This window comes from Paraburkholderia sp. AV2 (assembly GCF_054968425.1).
Genome location: NZ_JBANLK010000005.1, coordinates 106,466 through 128,613, shown reverse-complemented (window position 1 = coordinate 128,613; position 22,148 = coordinate 106,466). Strand labels below are relative to the sequence as shown.

General features: G+C 63.1%; 19 protein-coding genes and 1 pseudogene. 19 read left to right on the top strand and 1 reads right to left on the bottom strand.

Annotated elements, in window-relative coordinates:
• Nucleotides 1-44 precede the first annotated feature (44 nt).
• Nucleotides 45-1,169: a CaiB/BaiF CoA transferase family protein gene (locus tag V8683_RS05860; RefSeq protein ID WP_411189414.1), complete on the top strand. Its 1,125-nt coding sequence runs from the start codon at nucleotides 45-47 to the stop codon at nucleotides 1,167-1,169.
• 132 nt (nucleotides 1,170-1,301) lie between these two features.
• Here the strand turns inward: V8683_RS05860 and V8683_RS05855 are convergent, their stop codons facing one another.
• On the bottom strand, nucleotides 1,302-2,807 hold the full coding sequence (locus tag V8683_RS05855; RefSeq protein ID WP_411189415.1) for a sigma-54 interaction domain-containing protein: 1,506 nt from the start codon (nucleotides 2,805-2,807) through the stop codon (nucleotides 1,302-1,304).
• A 475-nt stretch (nucleotides 2,808-3,282) separates the two neighbouring features.
• Between V8683_RS05855 and V8683_RS05850 the strand changes: the two genes are divergently transcribed.
• The 18 genes and pseudogenes from V8683_RS05850 (at nucleotide 3,283) to V8683_RS05765 (ending at nucleotide 22,147) form a co-directional block, all read left to right on the top strand.
• Nucleotides 3,283-4,464, top strand: a complete 1,182-nt coding sequence (locus V8683_RS05850) for a CaiB/BaiF CoA transferase family protein (RefSeq protein WP_411189416.1) — start codon at nucleotides 3,283-3,285, stop codon at nucleotides 4,462-4,464.
• Nucleotides 4,465-4,493: 29 nt separating this feature from the next.
• A pseudogene (locus V8683_RS05845) lies at nucleotides 4,494-5,272 on the top strand (enoyl-CoA hydratase-related protein).
• Between the two features lie 9 nt (nucleotides 5,273-5,281).
• Entirely contained in the window at nucleotides 5,282-6,991 is a 1,710-nt protein-coding gene (locus tag V8683_RS05840; RefSeq protein WP_411189417.1) for a class I adenylate-forming enzyme family protein, read from the top strand.
• Nucleotides 6,988-7,758: an enoyl-CoA hydratase/isomerase family protein gene (locus tag V8683_RS05835; protein ID WP_411189418.1), complete on the top strand. Its 771-nt coding sequence runs from the start codon at nucleotides 6,988-6,990 to the stop codon at nucleotides 7,756-7,758. The genes V8683_RS05840 and V8683_RS05835 overlap by 4 nt, the downstream gene beginning before the upstream one ends.
• A 1-nt stretch (nucleotide 7,759) precedes the next feature.
• Nucleotides 7,760-8,521: an SDR family NAD(P)-dependent oxidoreductase gene (locus tag V8683_RS05830; RefSeq protein ID WP_411189419.1), complete on the top strand. Its 762-nt coding sequence runs from the start codon at nucleotides 7,760-7,762 to the stop codon at nucleotides 8,519-8,521.
• Nucleotides 8,522-8,552: 31 nt separating this feature from the next.
• Nucleotides 8,553-9,719, top strand: coding sequence for an acyl-CoA dehydrogenase family protein (locus V8683_RS05825; protein WP_411189420.1), 1,167 nt, complete (start codon nucleotides 8,553-8,555; stop codon nucleotides 9,717-9,719).
• A 12-nt stretch (nucleotides 9,720-9,731) separates the two neighbouring features.
• Nucleotides 9,732-10,607: a 3-hydroxyacyl-CoA dehydrogenase family protein gene (locus tag V8683_RS05820; RefSeq protein ID WP_411189421.1), complete on the top strand. Its 876-nt coding sequence runs from the start codon at nucleotides 9,732-9,734 to the stop codon at nucleotides 10,605-10,607.
• A 2-nt stretch (nucleotides 10,608-10,609) separates the two neighbouring features.
• Nucleotides 10,610-11,266, top strand: coding sequence for a 3-hydroxyacyl-CoA dehydrogenase family protein (locus V8683_RS05815; RefSeq protein WP_411189422.1), 657 nt, complete (start codon nucleotides 10,610-10,612; stop codon nucleotides 11,264-11,266).
• A gap of 235 nt (nucleotides 11,267-11,501) precedes the next feature.
• The gene (locus tag V8683_RS05810; protein ID WP_411189423.1) at nucleotides 11,502-12,494 is read left to right on the top strand and encodes an NADPH:quinone oxidoreductase family protein; all 993 of its coding nucleotides are present in this window, start codon (nucleotides 11,502-11,504) and stop codon (nucleotides 12,492-12,494) included.
• A 41-nt stretch (nucleotides 12,495-12,535) separates the two neighbouring features.
• Complete coding sequence (locus V8683_RS05805) at nucleotides 12,536-14,221, top strand: class I adenylate-forming enzyme family protein (RefSeq protein WP_411189424.1); 1,686 nt, start codon at nucleotides 12,536-12,538, stop codon at nucleotides 14,219-14,221.
• Nucleotides 14,218-15,006, top strand: coding sequence for an SDR family NAD(P)-dependent oxidoreductase (locus V8683_RS05800; RefSeq protein ID WP_411189425.1), 789 nt, complete (start codon nucleotides 14,218-14,220; stop codon nucleotides 15,004-15,006). Before V8683_RS05805 ends, V8683_RS05800 begins: the two co-directional genes overlap by 4 nt.
• Before the next feature lie 98 nt (nucleotides 15,007-15,104).
• Entirely contained in the window at nucleotides 15,105-16,475 is a 1,371-nt protein-coding gene (locus tag V8683_RS05795) for an MFS transporter (protein WP_411189426.1), read from the top strand.
• 14 nt (nucleotides 16,476-16,489) lie between these two features.
• On the top strand, nucleotides 16,490-17,374 hold the full coding sequence (locus tag V8683_RS05790; protein WP_411189427.1) for a MaoC/PaaZ C-terminal domain-containing protein: 885 nt from the start codon (nucleotides 16,490-16,492) through the stop codon (nucleotides 17,372-17,374).
• Nucleotides 17,371-18,138 (top strand): enoyl-CoA hydratase-related protein, encoded by a 768-nt coding sequence (locus V8683_RS05785; RefSeq protein ID WP_411189428.1) that lies wholly within the window; start codon nucleotides 17,371-17,373, stop codon nucleotides 18,136-18,138. The genes V8683_RS05790 and V8683_RS05785 overlap by 4 nt, the downstream gene beginning before the upstream one ends.
• A 38-nt stretch (nucleotides 18,139-18,176) precedes the next feature.
• The gene (gene panB, locus V8683_RS05780; protein WP_411189429.1) at nucleotides 18,177-18,998 is read left to right on the top strand and encodes a 3-methyl-2-oxobutanoate hydroxymethyltransferase; all 822 of its coding nucleotides are present in this window, start codon (nucleotides 18,177-18,179) and stop codon (nucleotides 18,996-18,998) included.
• A gap of 120 nt (nucleotides 18,999-19,118) precedes the next feature.
• The gene (locus V8683_RS05775; RefSeq protein ID WP_027796057.1) at nucleotides 19,119-20,132 is read left to right on the top strand and encodes a LacI family DNA-binding transcriptional regulator; all 1,014 of its coding nucleotides are present in this window, start codon (nucleotides 19,119-19,121) and stop codon (nucleotides 20,130-20,132) included.
• A gap of 216 nt (nucleotides 20,133-20,348) precedes the next feature.
• A complete protein-coding gene (locus V8683_RS05770) occupies nucleotides 20,349-21,305 on the top strand; it encodes a substrate-binding domain-containing protein (protein WP_411189430.1) in 957 nt (318 codons plus the stop codon).
• A gap of 47 nt (nucleotides 21,306-21,352) precedes the next feature.
• A complete protein-coding gene (locus V8683_RS05765; RefSeq protein ID WP_411189431.1) occupies nucleotides 21,353-22,147 on the top strand; it encodes an ATP-binding cassette domain-containing protein in 795 nt (264 codons plus the stop codon).
• Nucleotide 22,148 lies beyond the last annotated feature (1 nt).

The following is a 22,148-nucleotide window of genomic DNA, read 5'->3' as shown; positions in this document are numbered from 1 at the left end:
TCATCCATCCCATACACACCGAACGAAATACGCGAGGATTTTTCATGTCCGCCTTGGAAGGCTTGAATGTTCTGGATTTTTCGACGCTGCTGCCGGGACCGCTCGCCGGTCTCATCATGGCGGAGGCCGGCGCCACCATCATCAAGGTCGAGCGGCCGGGTTCGGGCGACGAAATGCGCTCGTATCACCCCCGCATCGGCGACGACAGCGTGAACTTCGTGATGCTCAATCGAGGCAAGCACAGCCTCGCTGTCGATCTGAAGGCGCCCGACGCCATCGCGCGCCTGCGCCCGCTGATCGACAAGGCGGACGTGTTAATCGAGCAGTTTCGCCCCGGCGTGATGGCGCGGCTCGGTCTCGGCTACGAACAGGTTCGCGAGATGAATCCGCGTATTGTCTACTGCTCGATCACCGGCTGGGGGCAAACGGGCCCGAAAGCCCATATCGCGGCGCACGACCTGAACTACATTGCCGAAACGGGCGTGCTCGGCCTGGGTGCGGACGACAGCGGCAAGCCCGTGCTGCCGCCCGTGCTCGCGGCGGATATCGCGGGCGGCGCGATGCCGGCGGTGATGAACATCATGTTCGCGCTGCGTCAGCGCGATCGCACGGGCGAGGGTGCGTATCTCGACATCTCGATGGCCGACAACCTGCTCGCATTCAATTACTGGGGCGTGGGCAGTGGCTTGTCGGGGCAGGGCTGGCCGAAGCCGGGCCGCGAGCTCGTCACAGGCGGCTCGCCGCGCTATCAGATCTATGCGACCGCTGACGGGCGCTATGTCGCCGCTGCGCCGATCGAGGAAAAGTTCTGGGCGGCGTTTATACGCATCATCGAATTGCCGGAAGCGTTCCGGGATCCGGCGGCCGACCCTGCCGCAGCCATCTCCGAAGTGGGCAAGCGCATCGCAACGCGCACCGCGTCCGAATGGAAAGCGCTGTTCGACGGCCAGGATGTGTGCTGTTCGATCGTCGCGACGCTCGAAGAAGCGGTGAACGATCCACACGTCAAGGCGCGCGGTTTGTTCGAACACCGCATCGGTTTCGGCGAGACGACGCTGCCTGCGCTGCCGGTTCCCGTCGCGCCGGTGTTTCGCGCACCGCCCGCGCGCCGGAACGCGCCTGCGCTGGGCGATTCGAACGCGACATTGCTCGCGCCGGGCGGGCGATGAGATGCGCTTCATCGGCCACGACTGACCAGAACGGGAATCGCCGCTCGTACGCGGCGTGACCCGATCACGCGACGGTGCCGTTATCGCGAATCCGATCGTGGTACGGCGCCAAGCCGCGTCACCACGCGTGCATCAGTTGATCGAAAGCTCGCTCAAGCGCTTGTACAGATACGAGCGCGACACGCCGAGTTCTTCCGCCACGCGCTTCTTGTTCCCCTTGAGCCGCTGCATCGTTTCCACGATCAACTCGGATTCCAGGCGATCCTTTGCAGCCCATACGTCGTTGGGCGCGTTATCGCGCTGTGCGGAAAGCACCGCATAGCTGGCCGGTGGCGTTTCCTTCGCGGGATCGAACGAGAGGCCGAAATCGACGACGGAAATCGTGTCCGAATCGCTGAAAATCGCCGCGCGCTCGACCGCATGCTGAAGCTGGCGAATATTGCCTGGCCACGGCCGCGATTGCAGAAAGCGCACGACTTCGGGGCCGAGCCTTTTCTTCGGCACGCCGTGACGGTCGGCAAAGCCTTGCAGGAACACGTCGGCCAGCAGCCCGATATCGTCCAGCCGCTCGCGCAGCGGCGGAAGACGCAGCGTGATCGCCGCGATCCGATAGAACAGATCGAGCCGGAACGTGCTTTCCTCGATCATCGAATCGAAGTCGCGATTGCTCGCGGTGATAAGGCGAAAATCCGAATGCCTGCGGCGTTCGCCGCCCACGCGTTCGAAGCTGCCGTCTTGCAGCGTGCGCAACAGCTTGACCTGCACGTCGAGCGGCATGTCGCCGATTTCGTCGAGAAACAGCGTGCCCGTATCCGCCTGCTCGAATTTGCCTTTACGTCCCTTGCGGTCCGCGCCCGTATAGGCGCCCCCTTCGTAACCGAACAGCTCGGCCTCGACCAGCGTGCTTGGCATGGCCGCCGCGTTCACCAGCACGAGCGGATTGGCGCTGCGGGGGCTCAGCATGTGAATGGCGTGCGCCACCAGTTCCTTGCCCGTGCCGCTTTCGCCGACGATGAGCACCGGCACGTCGAGCGGCGCAATGCGCAAAATGTCTTCCTTCAGCCGTTTGATCGCATCGCTGTTGCCGACGATCTGCTGAAGACCGTACGAGCGGTTGCGAATGCCGGAGAGTTCGCGCTTGTAGAAGTCGAGTTCCTGACGCACGCGTGTGAGCTCGCCGCGCATTTCCTCGAGCGCTTCCACGCCTTTGAACATCACCTGGCCAATTGCGCCGACGCAACGCTTGCCTTTGTCGAAAATGGGCACGCGGTTTACCACCCGGGCGACGCCGTTCATTTCCTGCACGCGGCCGATCTGCGCGCGGCCGCTCACGGCAACTTCCTGTAGGCGGGTGTTTTCGATGACTTCGGTCACGGGCTGACCTACCGCCTCGCCGTGCCGGAGTCCGAAGAATTTTTCATGCACGGGGCTCATGTAGAGCAGCTTGCCGGCTTGATCGACGACGGTGATCGCTTCGTAGGGATTGGTAACGAAGTGGCGAAGAATGTCGTCGGAGAAATCGACGCTGGAGATGAACTCGGACAGCGCCTCGTTCGTGTCGTTGACCGACACGAGAAAGCACACGGCTTGGGCGGCCTTGAATGCCGACACCATCAGCGGCCGTTCCTTGTTGATCAACGGAAAAACCTGCTTCAGACGGTTGTCGGCCCGATTGCGCCATAAAGCCGATAGCTCCGCGATGAGCGATGTATCTTCGCAAAGCCCAGCGGATAGGCGGACTGAACCGGTGTCGTCCAACACCAGCACTCCGCATTCCTGTCTCGACATGTCTCCCTCTTGGGTTCTCGCCGGATGATTCGCGTCTTGTGGCCCGTGTACACATGCGTGCGGAAAGTGACCGCACCGACAACACTCGGCACGCGAACGATTGTATTCCAGAACGCCCGGCTCGTTAAAGACGAAACACGGCGCTTACTTGAAAACCCCGAGAAAGCCGCGGCATCGAGCGTGTTTATAACGCTTCATGATTTCACGCGTCTCTCTCGCGAAAATTGGCATGAACCTTGCCCTAATGCTGTCACTCGTTCGATCTGAGGACACAATGAGGCAGCTCGACAGACTTCCCAAAAAAATGGAGACAGCCGGACTCGGCATGTTGGCGGGCCTACGCGTGCTCGACCTGACTACTTCGGTCGCGGGACCCTACGGAACGCAATTGCTCGCGGACCTGGGCGCCGAAGTTACGAAGGTCGAACGCACGGGCGCAGGCGACGATACGCGCGCCTGGGGGCCGCCGTTTACCGAAAACGGCGAATCGCTGTGGTTTCTGAGCGTGAATCGCAACAAGGCGAGCATCACGCTCGACGTGCAGCATGCGGAAGGTCGCGCTATTCTCGATGCGTTGATCGAGCAGAGCGACGTGCTTGTGCTTAATATGGTGCCGGCCGTACAAGCCAAGCTTGGCGTCGATTACGCGCGGCTGCACGAAAAATATCCGCGTCTTGTTCACGTCTCGCTGACGGGCTTCGGGCCCGACGGCCCGCGTTCGGGTTTGCCCTGCTACGACCTCATCGCGGAAGGGTACTCCGGCGTGATGGATCTCACCGGCGAGCCGGAGGACGGTCCGCAGAAAGTCGGTACGCCCGCCGCCGATCTGCTCGCGGGGCAGGACGTCGCGCTTGCGACGCTCGCTGCCGTGGTCGAACGGATTCGCACGGGCGTGGGCAAACGCATTGACGTGTCGATGGTGTCAAGCATGGTGCGCTTCATGGCGCCCCGCATCGTGCCGTACCTCGGCTCGGGCGAGTCGGTCACGCGATCGGGCGGCCGCGATTCGGTGATTGCGGTTTATCAGGTATTCGATACTGCGGACGATCCGATCACGCTCGGCCTCGGCAACGACGCGATTTGGACACGCTTCTGGAACGCGCTCGGCGAGCCTCAATACGCCGAAGAGCCGCGTTTTCGCAGTAACGCGCAACGGCGCGAGGCGCGAGAGGAAATCGTCGACGCGATTGCCTGTCGCCTGAAAGCCAGATCGAGCGCGCATTGGCTGGCGCTCTTTGCCGCGCATCGCATTCCCGCCGGTCCGATCAATCGTATCGATCAGCTCGTGCAGGACTCGCAGTTGCTCGACGAAGGCTTGTTCTATGCGGCGCAGGGCGAATCAGGCCTTGTTCCGCAAGTGGGGCTTGGCATCAAGTTCGACGGACGCAGCGATATTCATCGCCGCGCGCCCCCGGCGCTGGGGCAGGACACGGAAGACGTATTACGGGAGCGGCTCGGCCTGTCGGACGCACGCGTCGAGCAGCTTAAACACGACGGAATCATTTGAATTCGAATTCGAAGGAGACGAAAACCAAAATGGCTTACGAAGAAATCCTTTATCACGAAGACGGTCCCATTGGCACGATCACGCTGAACCGCCCCGACGACGGCAACATGTTCACCGAAAGAATGTGTCACGAGATCCGCGACTGCATCAACGCGATCCGCCGCGAAACGCGCACGCGCGTCATCGTCATCACCGGCGCGGGCGACAAATTCTTCTGCACGGGCGGCCGCAAGGATGGCATGCAGAATTCCACGCTCTACGCCGGCGTGCTGCCCACGCTTGAAATGTATGAAAGCATCGATCGTTTGCAGAAACCCGTGATCGCGTCGGTAAACGGCTATGCGGTGGGGGCGGCAACGTGCTGCAAGTCGTGTGCGATCTGACCATTGCGAAGGAAAGCGCGATTTTCCGCCAGGTCGGGCCGATGGTCGGCAGCTTCGACGCGGGCTATGGCACGTGGTATCTGGAAGATCTCGTCGGCAAGAAGCGCGCGAAGGATATCTGGTTCCGCAATCCGAAAATCTCGGCGAAAGAGGCGCTGGAGTGGGGAATGATCAACAAGGTCGTGCCCGACGCCGAACTGAGGGAGGCGACGCGCCAGTACGCGCTGGAAATCGCGCAGCGCGGCGCATTCGCGCTGGCTTCGCTGAAGGCTGCATTCAATGCGCGTCACGGCGGCGTGAGCGGCCTGTCGCGCATGAGCCACGACTTGCTGCTGCGCGGCTATCTGGATTCGCAGGAGCACGACGAACTGGCCACCGCGTTTGCAGAGCGCCGCGAGCCGGATGCTTCCAAATTCGGCCACTGAGCGACGCATATGCAAAACATTCTCACCCTGCACGATCCGCAGCGCGCGCGCGAATACTATCTCGAAGGCGTGTGGCAGCAGGACACGCTCTACACGCTCGCGCGCCGTCATGCGCGCGAGCGCTCCACCGCCTGCGCGCTGCGTGACGCCGAGTTGCGCCTCACGTGGCGCGAGCTGGTGAACTGGGCAGACAGCGTCGGCGAGGAACTGCATCGCGCCGGGCTGCGTTCGGGCGACCGCGTGGGCGTCTGGCTGCCGAACGTGGTCGAGACCGTCGTGATTCTGCTGGCGTGCTCGCGCAACGGGTACGTGTGCTGTCCTTCGCTGCACCAGAATTACACGGTGGACGAAATCGCCGTGCTGCTCGAACGCGTCGATGCGAAGGCGCTGTTCGCCGCGCCCGGCTATGGCGCGGATAGCGATCGCCATTCGATCTTCGCGCGCGCGGCGTCGCTGCCGAATCTGAGCGCCGTCTACGCGCTCGAGCGCCATGCGCACTCACTGCGTCCCGAGGAACAGGCCTCGCCGTTTCCCGAGCGCGTACCGCCCGCCGTCACGCGCGCCTGCGATCTGAATCCCGACAAGATCACCTACCTCGCGTTCACGTCGGGCACGACCGGTATGCCGAAGGGCGTGATGCATAGCGACAACACATTGCTCGCGAACGGCCGCGCACTTGTCTACGACTGGGGGCATACGACCGATACCGTGATGTTGTCGCTCTCGCCGATGAGCCATCACATCGCCACCGTCGGCATCGAGCAGATGATGGTGGCGGGGCTCGAATTCGTGATGACCGATCCGATCCGCGGCAAGAAGGGCCTCGAGTGGGTGCTCGAAACCGGCGCGACCTACGTGCTGGGCGTCCCGACGCACGCGATGGACATTCTGGGCGAAGTCTCCGCACGCGGGTTGAACGCGATTGGCAAGGTGAAGACCTTCTATATGGCCGGCGCGGCGATTCCGCGTGAAGTCGCGCAAAAATTCGTGAACCTGGGCGTCACGCCGCAGAACATCTATGGCATGACGGAGAACGGTTCGCACCAGTACACCATTCCGACCGATACGCCGGACTCCATCGTGTCGACCTGCGGCCGCGCGTGCAAGGGCTACGAAGTGAAGCTGTGGCGTCAGGACGATCCCGACACCGAAGTGCAGCCCGGCGAAGTAGGCGAGATTGGCGGACGCGGCGGCCTTCTGATGCTCGGCTATTTCAGCAATCAAAGCGCTACGGAACGGTCATTCAATCGTCACGGCTGGTTCATGAGCGGCGACCTTGGTGTGATGACGCCGGACGGTTGCCTGCAGATTGTTGGGCGCGCCAAGGATCTCATCATTCGCGGCGGCCACAATATCCATCCGTCGCGAATCGAGGAACTGGCGATGCGCCATCACGATCTGGAACGTGCGGCCGCTTATCCGGTACAGGACGACCGCCTCGGCGAGAAAGTCTGTCTCGCCGTTATCGCGAAAGCGGGCAAATCCGTCGATCCGGACGCGCTGCTGCGATATCTCGCGGAAGTGGGTCTCTCGAAATACGACATGCCGGAGTTTTTCCTCCAGCTTCCGATGTTCCCGATGACGGCGAGCGGCAAGATTCTCAAGCGCCAGTTGATCGACAGCACGCGCGCGGGCGAACTCGTGCCGGTGGCGGTGCGCTACGTCGCACCGAAGCAGGTTGCCGAAGCGGCCGAAACGGTAACGGGAGGCGCAGCATGAGCCTGCAACTCGCATTCTCCGGCGATATCGCGCACATTACGCTCGATCGTCCCGAAGCATTGAACGCACTCAGTTTCGCGGTGCTGCGCGAGATCGCATCGGCGATCGACGAGGTGGCGCGTTCGTCCGCGCGAGCGCTGGTATTCACCGGCGCCGGCGGGAAAGCGTTTTGCGCGGGTGCCGACATCAAGGAACTCACGGGCCGCAGCCTGATGGAAGAACGTGACGGCGCGGCGTTTGGACAAGCCGTGTGCGCGAAACTGGATCGTCTGTCGATTCCCTCCGTTGCGGTGATTCACGGCTACGCGTTCGGCGGCGGTCTCGAACTGGCGATGGCCTGCCTGTTTCGTGTCGCGACGCCGAACGCGAAAATGGGGCTACCCGAAATCAAGCTTGGCCTGATTCCCGGCTACGGAGGCACGCAACGTTTGCCGCGTCTGATCGGCGAGGCGCGGGCGCTCGAACTCGTCATGTCGGGCCGCACGGTGGATGCCGAAGAAGCGGCGCGCATCGGGCTCGTGAATCGCGTAGTGGAGGGCGGCGAACCGAAAGCCATCGGCGAAGCGTTCGTCAGCCAGTTCACGCGGTACTCGCGTTGTGCGTCGACGTTCGCGCGTGAGGCCGTGCAGCGGGCGCACGGCGTGAGCTTGCAGGAAGGCCTGCAAATCGAAGCCGATTTGTCGACGCTCGCGTATCGCACGCAGGATGCCGCCGAAGGTATGCGCGCGTTCGTCGAAAAGCGTGCGCCCCAATTCAAGGACGCTTGATATGACGCAGGAAAGCAAGATTCGCGGATGTGTGATGGTGACCGGCGCGAGCCGCGGCATCGGCGCGGCGATCGCCGAAGAACTCGCGGTGAGCGGCTATTCGGTAGGCTGTCTGTCGCGAACCGGCGGCGCGCCGCAGCGCGAGAACGTATCAGACGAGGTGCGCGCGCGCTGGATGCCGATCCGATGCGACATCAACGACGCAGCGGCGCTCGCCGTAGCGTTCGAAACGTTGACGCGGGAAGCCAGGGCGCCGCTCGTCGGCCTCGTGAACAACGCGGGCATTCATCTGGAAGGGCCGTCTGAAAAATTCGCGCTGCAGGATTTCGATCGCGTGATGTCCACCAACGCGACCGCGCTGCTGGCCGCGAGCCAGGCAGCGTTTCCGTATCTGCGCGAGGCGGGCAAAAGCGTCGTCGTCAATATCGGTTCGTTCTTCGACAAGCTAGGCGTGAAGCGCAACGTCGCCTATTGCGCGTCGAAAGCGGCGGTGGGCGCCATTACGCGTTGTCTTGCGGCCGAATGGGCGAGGCACGGAATTCGCGTGATAAACGTCGCGCCGGGTTACATCGTTACCGACCTCAATCGCGAAGAGATGAACGGCGATGCGCTGCGCGCGTTCCTCGAAAAGCGCATTCCGTTACGCGCGCCGGGCGAGGCGCAAGACGTGGCGCACGTGGTGGCGTCGATGTTCGGGCCGGCGGGCGCTTTCATGACGGGCGAAACGCTGTACGTGGACGGCGGTCAGGGTATGGCGCTCTAACGGAGCGCCGAAAAAAAGTAAGGACACGAAGATGAATGTACTCGAACGAATCGAAGCGCGCATCAAGCTGAACGACGAAGAACGCATGGTGCTGGACAGCGTGAAGAAGCTTTGCGCCGAACAGATCATGCCGCGCGCGGCCGATTACGATCGCACGGGCGAGTTCCCCTGGGATAACGTGAAGGCCATCAACGAACTCGGCCTCAATGCGATGTTCGTGCCCGAGGAGTACGGCGGCGTGCCGATGTCATTTACGTGTTATGCCGCATGCGTGAAGGAAATTACAAAAGCGTGCGCATCGACCGGCATTATTTGGGCGACCAATTTTCATGCGGCAAAGCCGATCGTCGCGTACGGCGGGAACGATCTTAAAGAGACGTTTTTGCCGCGCGTGGCGCAGGGCGCGCTCGTCGCGCTTGCGATCACCGAGCCGAATGCCGGATCGGACGCCACCGGCATGCAAACCGCTTTCAGGGAAGACGGTGATCACATCGTCATCAACGGCTCGAAGACTTTCATTACCAACGGCGACGTCGCGGATATCTATCTGCTGTTCGGCAAATGGGCGGGTATCGACGATCCGAAGAAAGCCATCTCGGTACTCGTGCTGGAGAAAGGCACGCCTGGTCTCTCCGTCGTCGGCACGGAGCACAAGATGGGTACGCGGGCATCCGGCACGGCCACGCTCGCGTTCGAAAACTGCCGGGTGCCGCGCGGCAATCTGATGGGAGAAGCGGGGGCAGGGCTCAAGATTCTGCTTGGCTCGTTGAACCGCTCGCGTCCCAGCGTCGCTGCACATGCGCTCGGCATCGCGCGCGCCGCGTTCGACGATGCCGTGGCGTACATCAACGAACGCAAGCAGTCGGGCAAGAAGATCATCGAGTTTCAGGGTATCCAGTTCATGCTCGCCGATATGGCTGCCGAACTCGCCTTGTGCGACGCGTGGCTATGGCGCGTGGCGGAAATGGTCGACGCGGGCGATCCGGACTTCGGCATTGAAGCGTCGATGCTCAAGCTGCGCGCGTCGGACGCGGCCATGCGCATCACCACCGATGCGGTGCAACTGTTCGGCGGTTACGGCTATTGCTCGGACTACCGCGTGGAGCGCCTGATGCGCGACGCGAAGATCACGCAGATCTGGGAAGGAACGAATCAGGTGCACCGCCAGTTGATCGGGCGGAGCTTCATTCAGAAATAACAGGAGACGGATGTGAGCGAAATTAAAACGGTCGGCGTGGCGGGCGCGGGCACGATGGGCAGCGGCATCGCTATCGTAGCGGCGCGCGCGGGTTTCAGAACGAAGGTGTTCGATACGCGTCAGGACGCGCTGGATCGCGCGCGCAAGCAGACCGAGGGTTTCCTGAACAAATCCGCGCAGCGCGGCAAGATTCCGGCGGATGCGGTGTCCGGCATCATGTCGCGCTGGGAAGGCACGACGAAGCTCGATGATATGGCCGACTGCGACATCGTGATCGAAGCGGTGTTCGAAGACCTCGGCGTGAAGCACGATCTGTTCGGCAAACTCAACGAGATCTGCGGCAAGGACGCGCTGTTCGCCTCGAATACGTCGACGATTTCCATCACGGAAATCGCAGGCGGCTCGGGTCGCGACGATCGCGTAGTCGGCATGCATTTCTGTCTGCCAGCGCAGTTGATGAAGTTGATCGAGATGTCGCCCGGCATGAATACGAGCGAGGCGACCTTCAAAAAAGCATGGGACTTCGCGCTCGCGCTCGGCCAGAAGCCGGTGAAGACGCAAGACACGCCGGGTTTCATCCTCAACTATTTCCTGATCCCGTTTAACAACGACGCGATCCGCCTCGTCGAGCAGGGTGTGGCGGACGCAAAAAACATCGATCTCGCCATCAAGACCGCGCTCGGTTATCCGATGGGACCGCTCGAACTGCTGGATTTGATCGGCATGGACACGCAGCGGCTGCTGTGCGAAGCCATGCACGGCTTAACTCACGAGCCTCGCGCTGCGTGTCCTCCGCTCGTGCGCCGCATGATCGCGGCGGGGCGACTAGGCAAGAAGAGCGGGATCGGCTTCCATCAGTACGACGACAACAAGATGTACGGAGCATGACAATGGCACAGTCCTACAAGATCATCGTTACGGGCGAAAGCCGTTCGTTCGCGGAAGGCCATACGTTCGTCGATCGGGCGTCGAGCGACGCGAGCGCGTGCGTCTACGTGGGGGCAGGCGCAGGCCGTCGTTTCGCGCATGACAAGGCTTCGTTGGCCGGTGTGCCGTTCGTGCTGGTCGAGCTCGGCACCGAATGCCTCGGCGCGTATCTGGACGAAGGCGAAGCCGCCAACGTCTTCGGCTTTGCGCGATTTCGTCTCGGCCATGCCGCGCCGAGCAATCTGATCGAACTCGTGCGGCCCGCCGGCACCGGCGACGAAGCGCTTGCGGCCGCGAAGGACGCATTCGCGTCGGCGGGCCTGGTGGTCGCCGTATGCGGGGATTTCCCGGGCCGCATTGTCGACCGGCTTGCCCGACCGTACTACAACGCCGCGCTGCGCCGTCTCGACGAAAAGCTGGCTAGTGCGGCGGATCTCGACAAAACGCTATGCCTCGGCCTCGGGTATCCGGAAGGGCCGATCGCGCTGCTCGAGCGCAGCGGGCTAGCGCACCACTACGGCGTTACGAAAGCGCTGTACGAATCCCTCGGCGATCCGGCCTATGCGCCCGCGCGCCGTGCGACGAACGCCGCCGCGCGTGCGGCGCTTAAAGACGACTGAACATACCGTGTGTGTTCAACGGACAGTCAGTCCGTACCGAAGACACTCGCGAGATCGGATATAACGGGGACGAAGCGCGGTAGCGGGATCGGCGGAGATGGCGGGCCGCCTTCATGTTGGCATGGCTATTGCCTTATGAAGACGGTTCGAGCAGAACGTCGATGGGTAAATCGCTGCGCTTCAATTCTTTATGTTTCGGAATGCTTATTTTATGGATGTAAAAGGCCAAACAGATATGCGTAGCTATCGAGTGCATGAGCATGGCGATCCGTCTTCGATGCTGATCGAGGATATTCCCGGCGTGAAGCCGGAAGCGGGGCAGATAGCTGTCGATGTTCATGCCGCCGGCATCAACTTTCCGGATGTGCTCGTCGTGTCGGGCGCGTATCAACTGTTGCCTGCGCGGCCTTTCACGCCGGGCAAGGATTTCGCCGGCGTGGTGCGCGAAGTGGGCGAGGGCGTGACTGGGTATGCGCCCGGCGATCGCATCATGTCGCAGATCGAGTACGGCGCGCTCGCACACGAAGCCATCACCACGCCGTCGCAATCGTTTCGGATTCCGGACGGAATGAGTTTCGAGGAAGCCGCCGCAATGGGGCTCGTGTATCAGACCGCGTGGTTCGCGCTGATGGAGCGCGGACAGTACAAGCCGGGCGAAACTGTGCTGATCGGCGGAGCCTCGGGCGGCGTGGGTCTGGCCGCCGTGCAGATCGCGGTGGGCCACGGCGCGACCGTGATCGCCGCCGTGCGCAACGACGCGGAAGCGAAGGTGGTGCGCGAATCGGGCGCGCGTTACGTGATCGATCTGTCCGGCGGCAATCTGCGCGAAAGCGTGCGCGAGCAGGTTCACGCGGTGACGGGCGGCCACGGCGCGGACGTCGTGCTCGATCCGCTCGGCGGCGACTTCTTTGCGGGCGCATTACGCACCACGGCGTGGTGCGGGCGCGTCGTCGTGATTGGTTTTGCGGCGGGCGAGATTCCCTCGCAGAAGGTGAATTATCTGCTGCTGAAGAACATCGCCGTAGCAGGGCTGCAATGGAGCGACTACCGCGATCGCACGCCGGAGAAAGTGAAGGCCGCGCAGGAAGATCTGTTTCGGCTGTGGCGCGAAGGTCACGTGCGGCCGGTGGTGATGCGCGCGTTCGCCTTCGATGAAGCGGCGGAGGCCATGCGTCTGGTGCGCGACGGGCTGGTGCGCGGCAAGGTCGTGGTGAAAATGGACCGCTAAGTGTCGATACGCGACGAACGAACCAGAACACGGAGACATGAATGCGTTCCAATTTGCTGACCTTGCATGATCCAGCGCTCGCGCGTGAATTTTACGCAAACGGGCAATGGCGCGACGACACGTTGTATACGATTGCGCGCCGCCATGCGCGCGATTATCCTGGCCGCTTCGCGTTGCGCGATGCGCATCTCCGCCTGACCTGGAAGGACCTGGTGTGCTGGGCCGACGCGCTTGGCGCCGAACTGCACGACGCGGGCCTGCGTACCGGCGATCGCGTCGCCGCATGGCTGCCGAATCGTGTGGAATCCGCGGTACTGCTGCTGGCTTGCTCGCGCGAAGGCTTTGTGTGCACGCTATCGCTGCATCAGAACCATACTGTCGATGAAGTCATGACGCTGCTCGAACGGTGCGCGGTATCGGCATTCGTCGGCTTGCCCGGTTATGGCTCGGACTCGGACGTGAAGAACATTTTCGCTCTGCTCGGGTCGCTTGCGAGCATGAAGCGCGTGTACGCGTTGGCGAATCAAGCGCAAGCGCGGGATAGCCATGCATTTCCGGCACTGCCGCCCGATTTCTCCGCACGCCCGATCAATGACAACCCGGACAAGGTGACGTATCTCGCATTCACCTCGGGCACTACCGGTGCGCCGAAAGCATTGATGCACAGCGACAACACGCTGCTCGCCAACGGCCGCGCGATGGTTGACGATTGGACGCATACGCGCGACCTCGTCATCTATTGCCTGGGGCCGTTGAGCCACCATCTCGCGACCATCGGCCTCGAACAAACGCTGGTGACGGGCTGCGAGCTGGTCGTCAACGATCTTTCGAAAGGCGAGAAGCCGTTCGATCGCATCGTCGCGTGCGAAGCCGATTATGTGATGGGCGTGCCTACGCATGCGATCGACATCCTGCGAGAAATGGAATCGCGCAAACTCGACAAACTCGGCAACGTGAAGACGTTCTATATGTCCGGCGCGGCGATCCCTGCCGAACTGGCGCGCCGGCTCGTGGAGCGCGGGATCACGCCACAGAATACCTACGGCATGACCGAAAACGGCTCGCATACCACGACGTTGCCCACCGACGATCTCGATACGATGATCGAGACGGTCGGCCAGACGTGCGGACGCGGCAATCCTTGCTACGAGCTGCGCGTATTCCGTACCGACGACCGCGACGTCGAAGCCGCGCCTGGCGAAATCGGCGAGATAGGCGGACGCGGCGCGTCGCTGATGCTCGGCTACTTCGGTAACCATGCGGCCACCCAGGCGTCGTTCAATGCGCAGGGGTGGTTCATGAGCGGCGACCTGGGGCGCTTCAACGAACAAGGCAATCTGCAGATCGCAGGACGTTCGAAGGATCTGATTATTCGTGGCGGCCACAATATCTATCCGGCCGAAATAGAAGGTCTCGCGCTGACGCATGAAATGGTGGTGAAGGTTGCCGCGTTTCCGGTCGTCGACGAACGCCTTGGCGAAAAAGTATGTCTCGGCATCATCGGCGTGCCGGGCGCGACGGTGGATGCTTACGAGATGCTGGAACATCTGTTCGACGCAGGCCTTTCGAAGTACGACATGCCGGAATACTTTGTCAGCGTCGAGCAATTTCCGATGACGGCGAGCGGCAAGATCCTCAAGCGCGAATTGTCCGTGCAAGTGCGCGAAGGGCGGCTCGCCGTGCAGCCGGTGCGCTGGACCGGACGGCGCGCGGAGTCGCCGGCATGAGCGGCTCGTTCCGTCAATCGCCTGCCTCGCTCGTCGACATGCGCGGCAAGGTGGCGCTCGTGAGCGGTGCAGCATCGGGCATTGGTCGTGCGCAGGTCGAGTTGTTCGTCGCGGCGGGGGCGCGCGTGGTCGCCGTGGATATCGACGCCGACGGCCTCGGCAGCCTAAAGGAAGCGTGCCCCGCGCGCGATGCGCTGCTATGCGTGCGCACCGACCTTACCGATACGCAGCAGATTACGCACGCCGTCGCGCAAGGTCTCAACGCATTCGGCGCGATCGACATTCTGTGCAACACGGCCGGTTGTCTCGACGGTTGGGCGCGCACGCTCGATACGCCCGAAGCGCTATGGGACCGCGTGTTCGACATCAACGTGAAAGGCATGATGCGGCTCACCAACGCGTTGCTGCCCGGCATGCTGGAACGCGGCGCGGGAATCGTCGTGAACATGGCCTCGGTCGCGGCCTTCAAGGCGGGCGGTGGCGGAGCCGCCTACACGTCGAGCAAGCACGCGGTGATTGGCTATACGCGCCAGCTTGCCGCCGACTACGGACGGCGCGGCATTCGCGCCAACGCGGTGTGCCCCGGCATGATCGAAACGGCGATGACGCGCAACGTGCTCGAAGACGAGGACTCGGCGCTCGTCAAGACCTTGAAACGCGTCCCGGCGGGCCGGCTTGGCCGTGCCGCGGACATCGCGTACGTGTCGCTCTTTCTGAGCGGACCGGGCGCGGAATTCATCCACGGTGCGGCCATCGTTGTCGATGGCGGGCTGCTGGTCAAGTAGATGCAAGCGAAGCTGTTCAAGCTCGATATGACAGGTTGACAAGGGCGCCCGGCACGCGGCTACGCGTGTGCCGTTCGCAACATAAAACGGAGACAGAGATGGACCAGACACGCAAGCTTTTGGGGCGCGCCGGCATGATGAAGGTCGCGGGCGCCAGCTTTATCGGCACACTCATCGAGTATTTCGACTTCTTTCTATTCGGCACGGCGGCGGCGCTCGTATTCAACAAGATCTTCTTTCCGAACCTGACGCCGGTAACGGGTACGCTCGCGTCGTTCGCGGCGTTCGGCGCGGCGTTCGTTGCACGGCCGCTCGGCGGCATGGTGTTCGGTCACTTCGGCGATCGCATCGGGCGCAAGACCATGTTGGTGTTGAGCCTTTCGATCGTGGGCGTCTCCACGGCGGCGGTCGGTCTTTTGCCGACTTATGCGCAAGTGGGGTTGTGGGCGCCGTGCCTGCTGGTGTTCTTCCGTCTGATGCAGGGCATTGCGATCGGCGGCGAATGGAGCGGCGCGGTGTTGATGGCCGTCGAGCACGCGCCGTCGGGCAAGCGCGCCTTCTACGGCAGTTGGCCGCAGTGCGGCATTCCAGCCGGACTGGTGCTCGCGACCGCGTCGTTCTATCTCGTGCAGAAGCTGCCGCCCGATCAGATGATGAGCTGGGGCTGGCGTGCGCCGTTCGTGGGCAGCGCGATTCTGGTGTTGCTGGGCTTGTGGATTCGTTTGAAGATCCAGGAAACACCGGCCTTCGAGCAGGTGAAGGAGCGCAAGCAGGAAGCACGCTTTCCCGCCGGCGAAGTGCTGACGAAGGCGTTTCCCGCCGTGCTGAAGACGGTCTTCGCCATCGCCGCGCCGAACATTCTGTTCTATCTCGCGACGGTGTTTATCCTGAGCTACGGCACGCAAAGCGTGGGCATCAAGCGTGAAGTGCTGCTCGGCGCGATCTGTGCAGCGTCTTTCGTGCAGATTTTCACGATCCCGATGTTTGCGATGTGCGCGGACCGCTTCGGGCGTCGCCCGGTGCTGCTTGCCGGTTCCATTGGCATCGTGCTGGGGGCGTTCCCGTTTTTCTGGTTGCTCGATACCGGCAATACCGCGTGCGTGTTTCTCGCATTGATGCTGGCGCTGCCGATCCTCCATGCCAGCACCTATAGCCCGATTGCGAGCTTCATGCCCGAGCAGTTCGAAACGCGCCTGCGCTATACCGGCTCGGCGTTCGGCTATCAGGTGGGTGGCCTGACGTCGAGCGGGCCGGTGCCGTTTATCGCGGCGGGCCTGTTCGCCTGGGCGGGCGCATCGTGGCCGCTCTCGCTGTACATCATGGCGGGCGGCGTGCTGTCGGTGATCGCCGTCGCGTCGGCGCGCGAAACATACAAGGATTCGATTGAGAGAGTGGATGGCCACGTTCAGCACAACGAAGACGAGGATGCCGCTCTGCCGGCGCATGCGCCGGTTCACGTCAACCGCTAAAAGACACATTCGACATGCCGATCGATTATGCGACGCTGAAAGCATGGCCGTTCACGGACGTCCGTCAGCACTACACTCCGCGCGACACGATTCTGTACGCGCTCGGCGTGGGCGCGGGGCGGGGTTGCGATGCGCCGGATTCGGCCGCCTTGCGCTACGTGTATGAGGAAGCGCTGCGCGCGATCCCCGCCATGGCTGTCGTGCTTGGCTACCCCGGCTTCTGGCTGCGGGATCCGGCAAGCGGCATCGATTGGCGCGCGGTTCTGCATGTCGAGCAGGATGTCGTGCTGCATCGGCCGTTGGCGAGTAGCGGAACGGTGATCGGGCGGAATCGCGTGGAGGAGGTCTACGATCGCGGGCCGGGGCGCGGTGCGGTGATGATCACGTGCCGAGAGCTCGTCGATGCCGATAGCGACGCGCCGATCGCTTCCCTTCGGTGTACGGAGTTTTGCCGTGGCGAAGGCGGTTTCGGCGGCCCGCCGCCGCTTCCGCGCCAACTCGATACGATGCCGTCACGCAGCCCGGACGACGAATTGACGCTGCACGTGGACGAGCGCGCAGCACTGATCTACCGCCTGTGCGGCGACGACAACCCTTTGCATGTCGATGCAGCGGTGGCGCGCTCGGTTGGATTGGATCGGCCGATCCTGCACGGTTTGTGCACCTTCGGCATGGCGACCTATGCGCTGATGCGCTGCCTGTTTCCCGACGATACGGGGACCGTTCGGCGTATCAAGACCCGCTTGACGTCGCCCGTCTTTCCGGGCGAACGGCTGTGTGTCGACGTGTGGCGCGAAGGCGAAGGCGACGCGCGCTTTCGCGTGCGCGCACCGGAGCGCGGCGTAATCGTCATGGATAGCGGCCTGTTTGTCTACGAACCCGCATTTTCGAATACATGACGCATTCTTCCATTCAGCGCGACATACAAGGCCAGGTACTGATCCTGACGATCCACCGGCCCGCCGTTCGCAATGCGCTCGACGTCGAAACGCATCACGCGCTTGCGGCCGAATTCGACCGCTTCGAGGCAGACGGCGCTTTGCGCGTCGCGATCGTCACGGGCAGCGGCACGCAGGCATTCTGCGCGGGCAGCGATATCAAGGACGATCTCGATCCGGCGAGCAAACCGGTCACCGGCTTCGCGGGATTGAGCCGCCGCTTCTCGTTACAGAAGCCTGTTATCGCGGCGGTCAACGGCTTGGCGCTCGGCGGTGGCGTCGAGATACTGCTTGCGTGCGACATCGCCGTGGCGGTGGAGTCGGCGCGATTCGCGCTGCCCGAGCCGCGCGTCGGGCTGGCTGCGATCGAAGGCGGCATACAACGCCTCGCGCAGCATATTCCTTACAAATTCGCGATGCAGATGCTGCTCACGGGCGAATCGATCGACGCCGCCACGGCGTTGCGCTTTGGCCTCGTCAACGAGGTCGTTCCGCGCGAAGGTCTGATGGACGCCGCGTTGAACTACGCGCGAGCCATGCTGAAAAATTCGCCGCTCGCCGTCGAAACGACCAAACGCGTGGTTATGGACGGCATGAAGCGCGCAGGTACGGCCGATCCTTCGTTATGGCAGCACCCGGCGGTTGATTCGCTATGGGCAAGCCATGACGCGAAGGAGGGCATCGCGGCGTTTGCCGAGAAGCGCTCGCCGGTTTGGCAGCGCTGACATCGACGCTTTCTTTCATGACTTTCGGCACGATCTATATGACTTATCTTCAAGAACCCGTTCGCAAGCGCATGACGATTTCCGTGCTGCAAAGCATGCGGGAAAACGGCGAAAAAATTGCGATGCTGACGTGCTACGACGCGAGTTTCGCCGCGATGCTGGACCGCTGCAACGTTGACGCGATACTGGTCGGCGATTCGCTCGGCAATGTCTGCCAGGGCCACGCCACCACGCTGCCGGTGACGGTGGAGCAGATGATTTACCACACGGAATGCGTGGCGCGCGGCATTCGCAGTACGTTCGTCGTTGCGGATCTGCCGTTCTCGTCCTACGCAACCCCCGACGACGCATTTCGCAACGCGGCCCGGCTGATGCAGGCCGGCGCGCATATGGTGAAGCTGGAGGGCGGGGCATGGCTCGCGCCGACGGTCGCTTTTCTGGTCGAGCGCGGTATTCCCGTCTGCGCGCATATCGGTCTCACGCCGCAGTCCGTCCATGCGCTCGGCGGATTTCGCGTGCAGGGAAAGACGGACGGTGCGGCGCGGCAACTTATCGAGGACGCGTTGGCGTTGGAAGCCGCGGGTTGCGCGCTGCTCGTGATGGAAGCGATTCCCGCTGCGCTTGCTGACGACGTGACGCAACGCGTTGCGATTCCCACTATCGGCATTGGCGCGGGGCCGGGCTGTTCCGGGCAGGTACTGGTGTTATACGATGCGATTGGCGTGTTTCCGGGGCGCAAGGCGAAGTTCGTCAAGAATTTCATGGAAGCGCGCAATTCGATCGACGAAGCGATCGCTTCTTACGTCGACGAAGTGAAGAGCGGCGCATTCCCTGCGCCCGAGCATACCTTTCCCGCATAAGGATGCAGGACTAGCCATGACATCCGGCGACGCCTTCGGCGATACCGGTCAGAACCGCGTACGCCCGGAGATCACGAGACACCCGCGCTACACTGGCGTTTTCCGCTCCGGAATCCTGCAGTGCCCAAAGTGTCCACGATCCGCGATGTCGCCGAACACGCGAAGGTGTCGAAAGCCACCGTTTCCCGCTATCTGAACGGCAGTCTTACCCTTCCGCCCGAGACCGCCGAACGCATCGACGCGGCGATCGTCGCGCTCAACTACCGCCAGAACAGCCTCGCGCGGCGCCTGAGCCTTGGCAGCAGCGAAACGATCGGGCTCGCGATGCCCGATGTCGCCAACCCGTTCTTCGCTGAAATCGCGGACGAAGTGGAGCTGGCCGCGTCGGAATGCGGCTACGGGCTTTCGCTGTGCATCACGCGCAATCAACTGGAGCGCGAGTCGCTGTATGTCGGCTGGCTCGACACGCAGCATCTCGACGGCCTGATCCTCGTCTCCAACCGTCCCGACGACGGCTCGCTGCGCAACCTGATCGGCACGCGCGGCAATATCGTCATCATCGACGAAGACATCGCCGGCGCCGACGTGCCGAAGGTTTTCGTCGACAACGTCCAGGGCGGCTATCTCGCGACGCAACATCTGCTGGACGCAGGGCATCGGCGCATCGGCCACGTGAGCGGCCCACGCGGGCTTTTCACGGTGCAGGAACGCTGCGAGGGCTACCGGCGCGCGCTGGCGGAGGCCGGCGTCCCGTTCGACGAGGCACTCGTGCGCTTCGGCTCGTACGACCGGCAGTTCGGGGCCTCGGCGCTGGCTGGGCTGCTCGAACTGCCTTCGCCGCCTACGGCGGTCTTCGCGGCGAGCGACTACCTCGTCGTCGGCATGCTCGAAACCTTGCGCGAGCGCGCGATCGGCGTGCCTGCCGATATGTCGATCGTCGGCTTCGACGACATGGAGTTCGCGAGCCTCCTGATGCCGCCAATCTCCACCCTGCGCCAGTCCGCCCGCGATCTCGGGCGCAAGGCGGTCGGCATGCTGGTTGCCCGCCTCGCGGGCGACACCCCCGCCACCGTCGAGCGGCTCCCCGTGCGGCTGATCGAACGCGCTTCCGTCGCGCCGCCGCGCGAGCGCTGAGCGGATCGCCAAAAATTTATTTTTGATGCGGTTGACAGCGTCCGGCTGTCGGCAGTAGTGTTCAGTAAACCGGTTTACAAGCATCCGGTTTGACGGCGTCATTTGCCAGCCTCGGGCGCGCGATCGACTGCGCCTGCTGAAGTTTCACCAACTGAAGCCGGGACGGCCGCAGGGGCGGCGGTTCCGCGCCTTCGGCCTGCCATGAAGGGGAAGTTGATGAGCACAGCCAGGAAGTTTAGCCGGATCCTCACTACCGTCGTTCTCGCGAGCGCCGTCTCGCTGCTGGGGGCAACGGGCGCCGCGCACGCGGCCGGCAAGAAAAAGATCGCCCTCGTCCAGATCAACCAGGAGGCGCTGTTCTTCACGCAGATGGACGATGGCGCGCAGAAGGCGGCGAAGGCGGCCGGCGCCGACCTCGCGATCTTCAACTCCAACAACGATCCGAACGCGCAGAACAACGCGATCGAAACGTACATCCAGCAGAAGGTGGACGCGATTCTCGTCGTCGCGATCGACGTGAACGGCATCAAGCCCGCGATCACGGAGGCGAAGAAAGCCGGCATCCCGGTCGTGACGATCGACGCGATCGTCAACGGCGACAACGATGTGCAGGTGGGCGTGGACAACCGCAAGGTGGGTATCGACATCGGCACCTACACCGCGAACCTCATCAAGAAGTCGCTCGGCGGCAAGGCCCAGGTAGGCGTGGTGGGTGCGCTGAATTCGTACATCCAGAACGTGCGTCTAGACGGCTTCAAGGCGGGTCTCGCCGCCGCTCCCGATGCGAAGATCGTTGCCACCGTCGACGGCCAGAACGTGCAGGACCAGGCGCAGACCGCGGCCGAGAACCTGATCTCCGGCAACCCCGGCGTCCAGATTCTCTACGCGACCGGCGAACCCGCGCTGATCGGTCTGGTTGCGGCGGTGTCGGCCCAGGGCGTGGCCGACCATGTGAAGATCGTCGGCTGGGATCTGAGCGCCCAGGCGATCAAGGGCATCGATCAGGGCTTCGTCACCGCGGTCGTCCAGCAGGACCCCGAAGGCGAGGGCAAGGCAGCCGTCAATGCGGCGCTGAAGCTGATTGCGAAGCAACCGGTGGAGAAGACCATTTCGGTACCGGTGACGATCGTCACGAAGGCCAATGTCGACAAGTACCGCAGCGTGTTCAAGTAACCGGACGAGGCGCCCCGTTGCGGGGCGCGTGGCGTGGAGGAAGCGAGATGAACGATGCAGGCACGGCGGCGCCGCAGCGCGTCCGCATGCGCAATATTGCCAAGCAGTACGGAGCGATCCAGTCGCTGCGCGGCGTCAATCTGGACGTCGCGCCCGGCGAGGTGCTGGGGCTCGTCGGCGACAACGGCGCCGGCAAGTCCACGCTCTCCAAGGTGCTCTCGGGCGCCGTGGTTCCGGACAGCGGCTCGATCGAGATCGACGGCCAGGCGGTCCACTTCAACGATCCGGGCGACGCGCGCGCCCATCGCATCGAGATGGTCTATCAGGATCTCTCGCTGTGCGACACCGTCGACGTGGCCGGCAACCTGTTCCTCGGCCGCGAACCGATGCGCCGCATCTGCGGCGTTCCGGTGCTCGATCACGCGAAGATGCATCGCGACGCGCGCGAAATGCTCGACGGTCTCGGCATCCGTATTCCCGACACCCGGCTCGATGTGGAGAACCTCTCGGGCGGCCAGCGCCAGGCGATCGCGATCTCGCGCGCCGTGTCGTTCGATCCGAAGGTGCTCATCATGGACGAGCCGACCGCCGCACTGGCCGTTGCCGAAGTCGAGGCCGTGCTCGATCTCGTGCGCACGGTCAGCGCGCGCGGCGTCAGCGTGATCCTGATCAGCCACCGGCTGCAGGACCTGTTTCTCGTGTGCGACCGCATTGCGGTGATGTACGAGGGCGAGGCCGTCGCGGACCGCCCGATCGGCGAAACGAACCTGCAGGAAATCGTCGATCTGATCGTCGGCCACAAGTTCACCGCGCGCTCCGCGCGCCCTCTGGCGGAGCACTGAC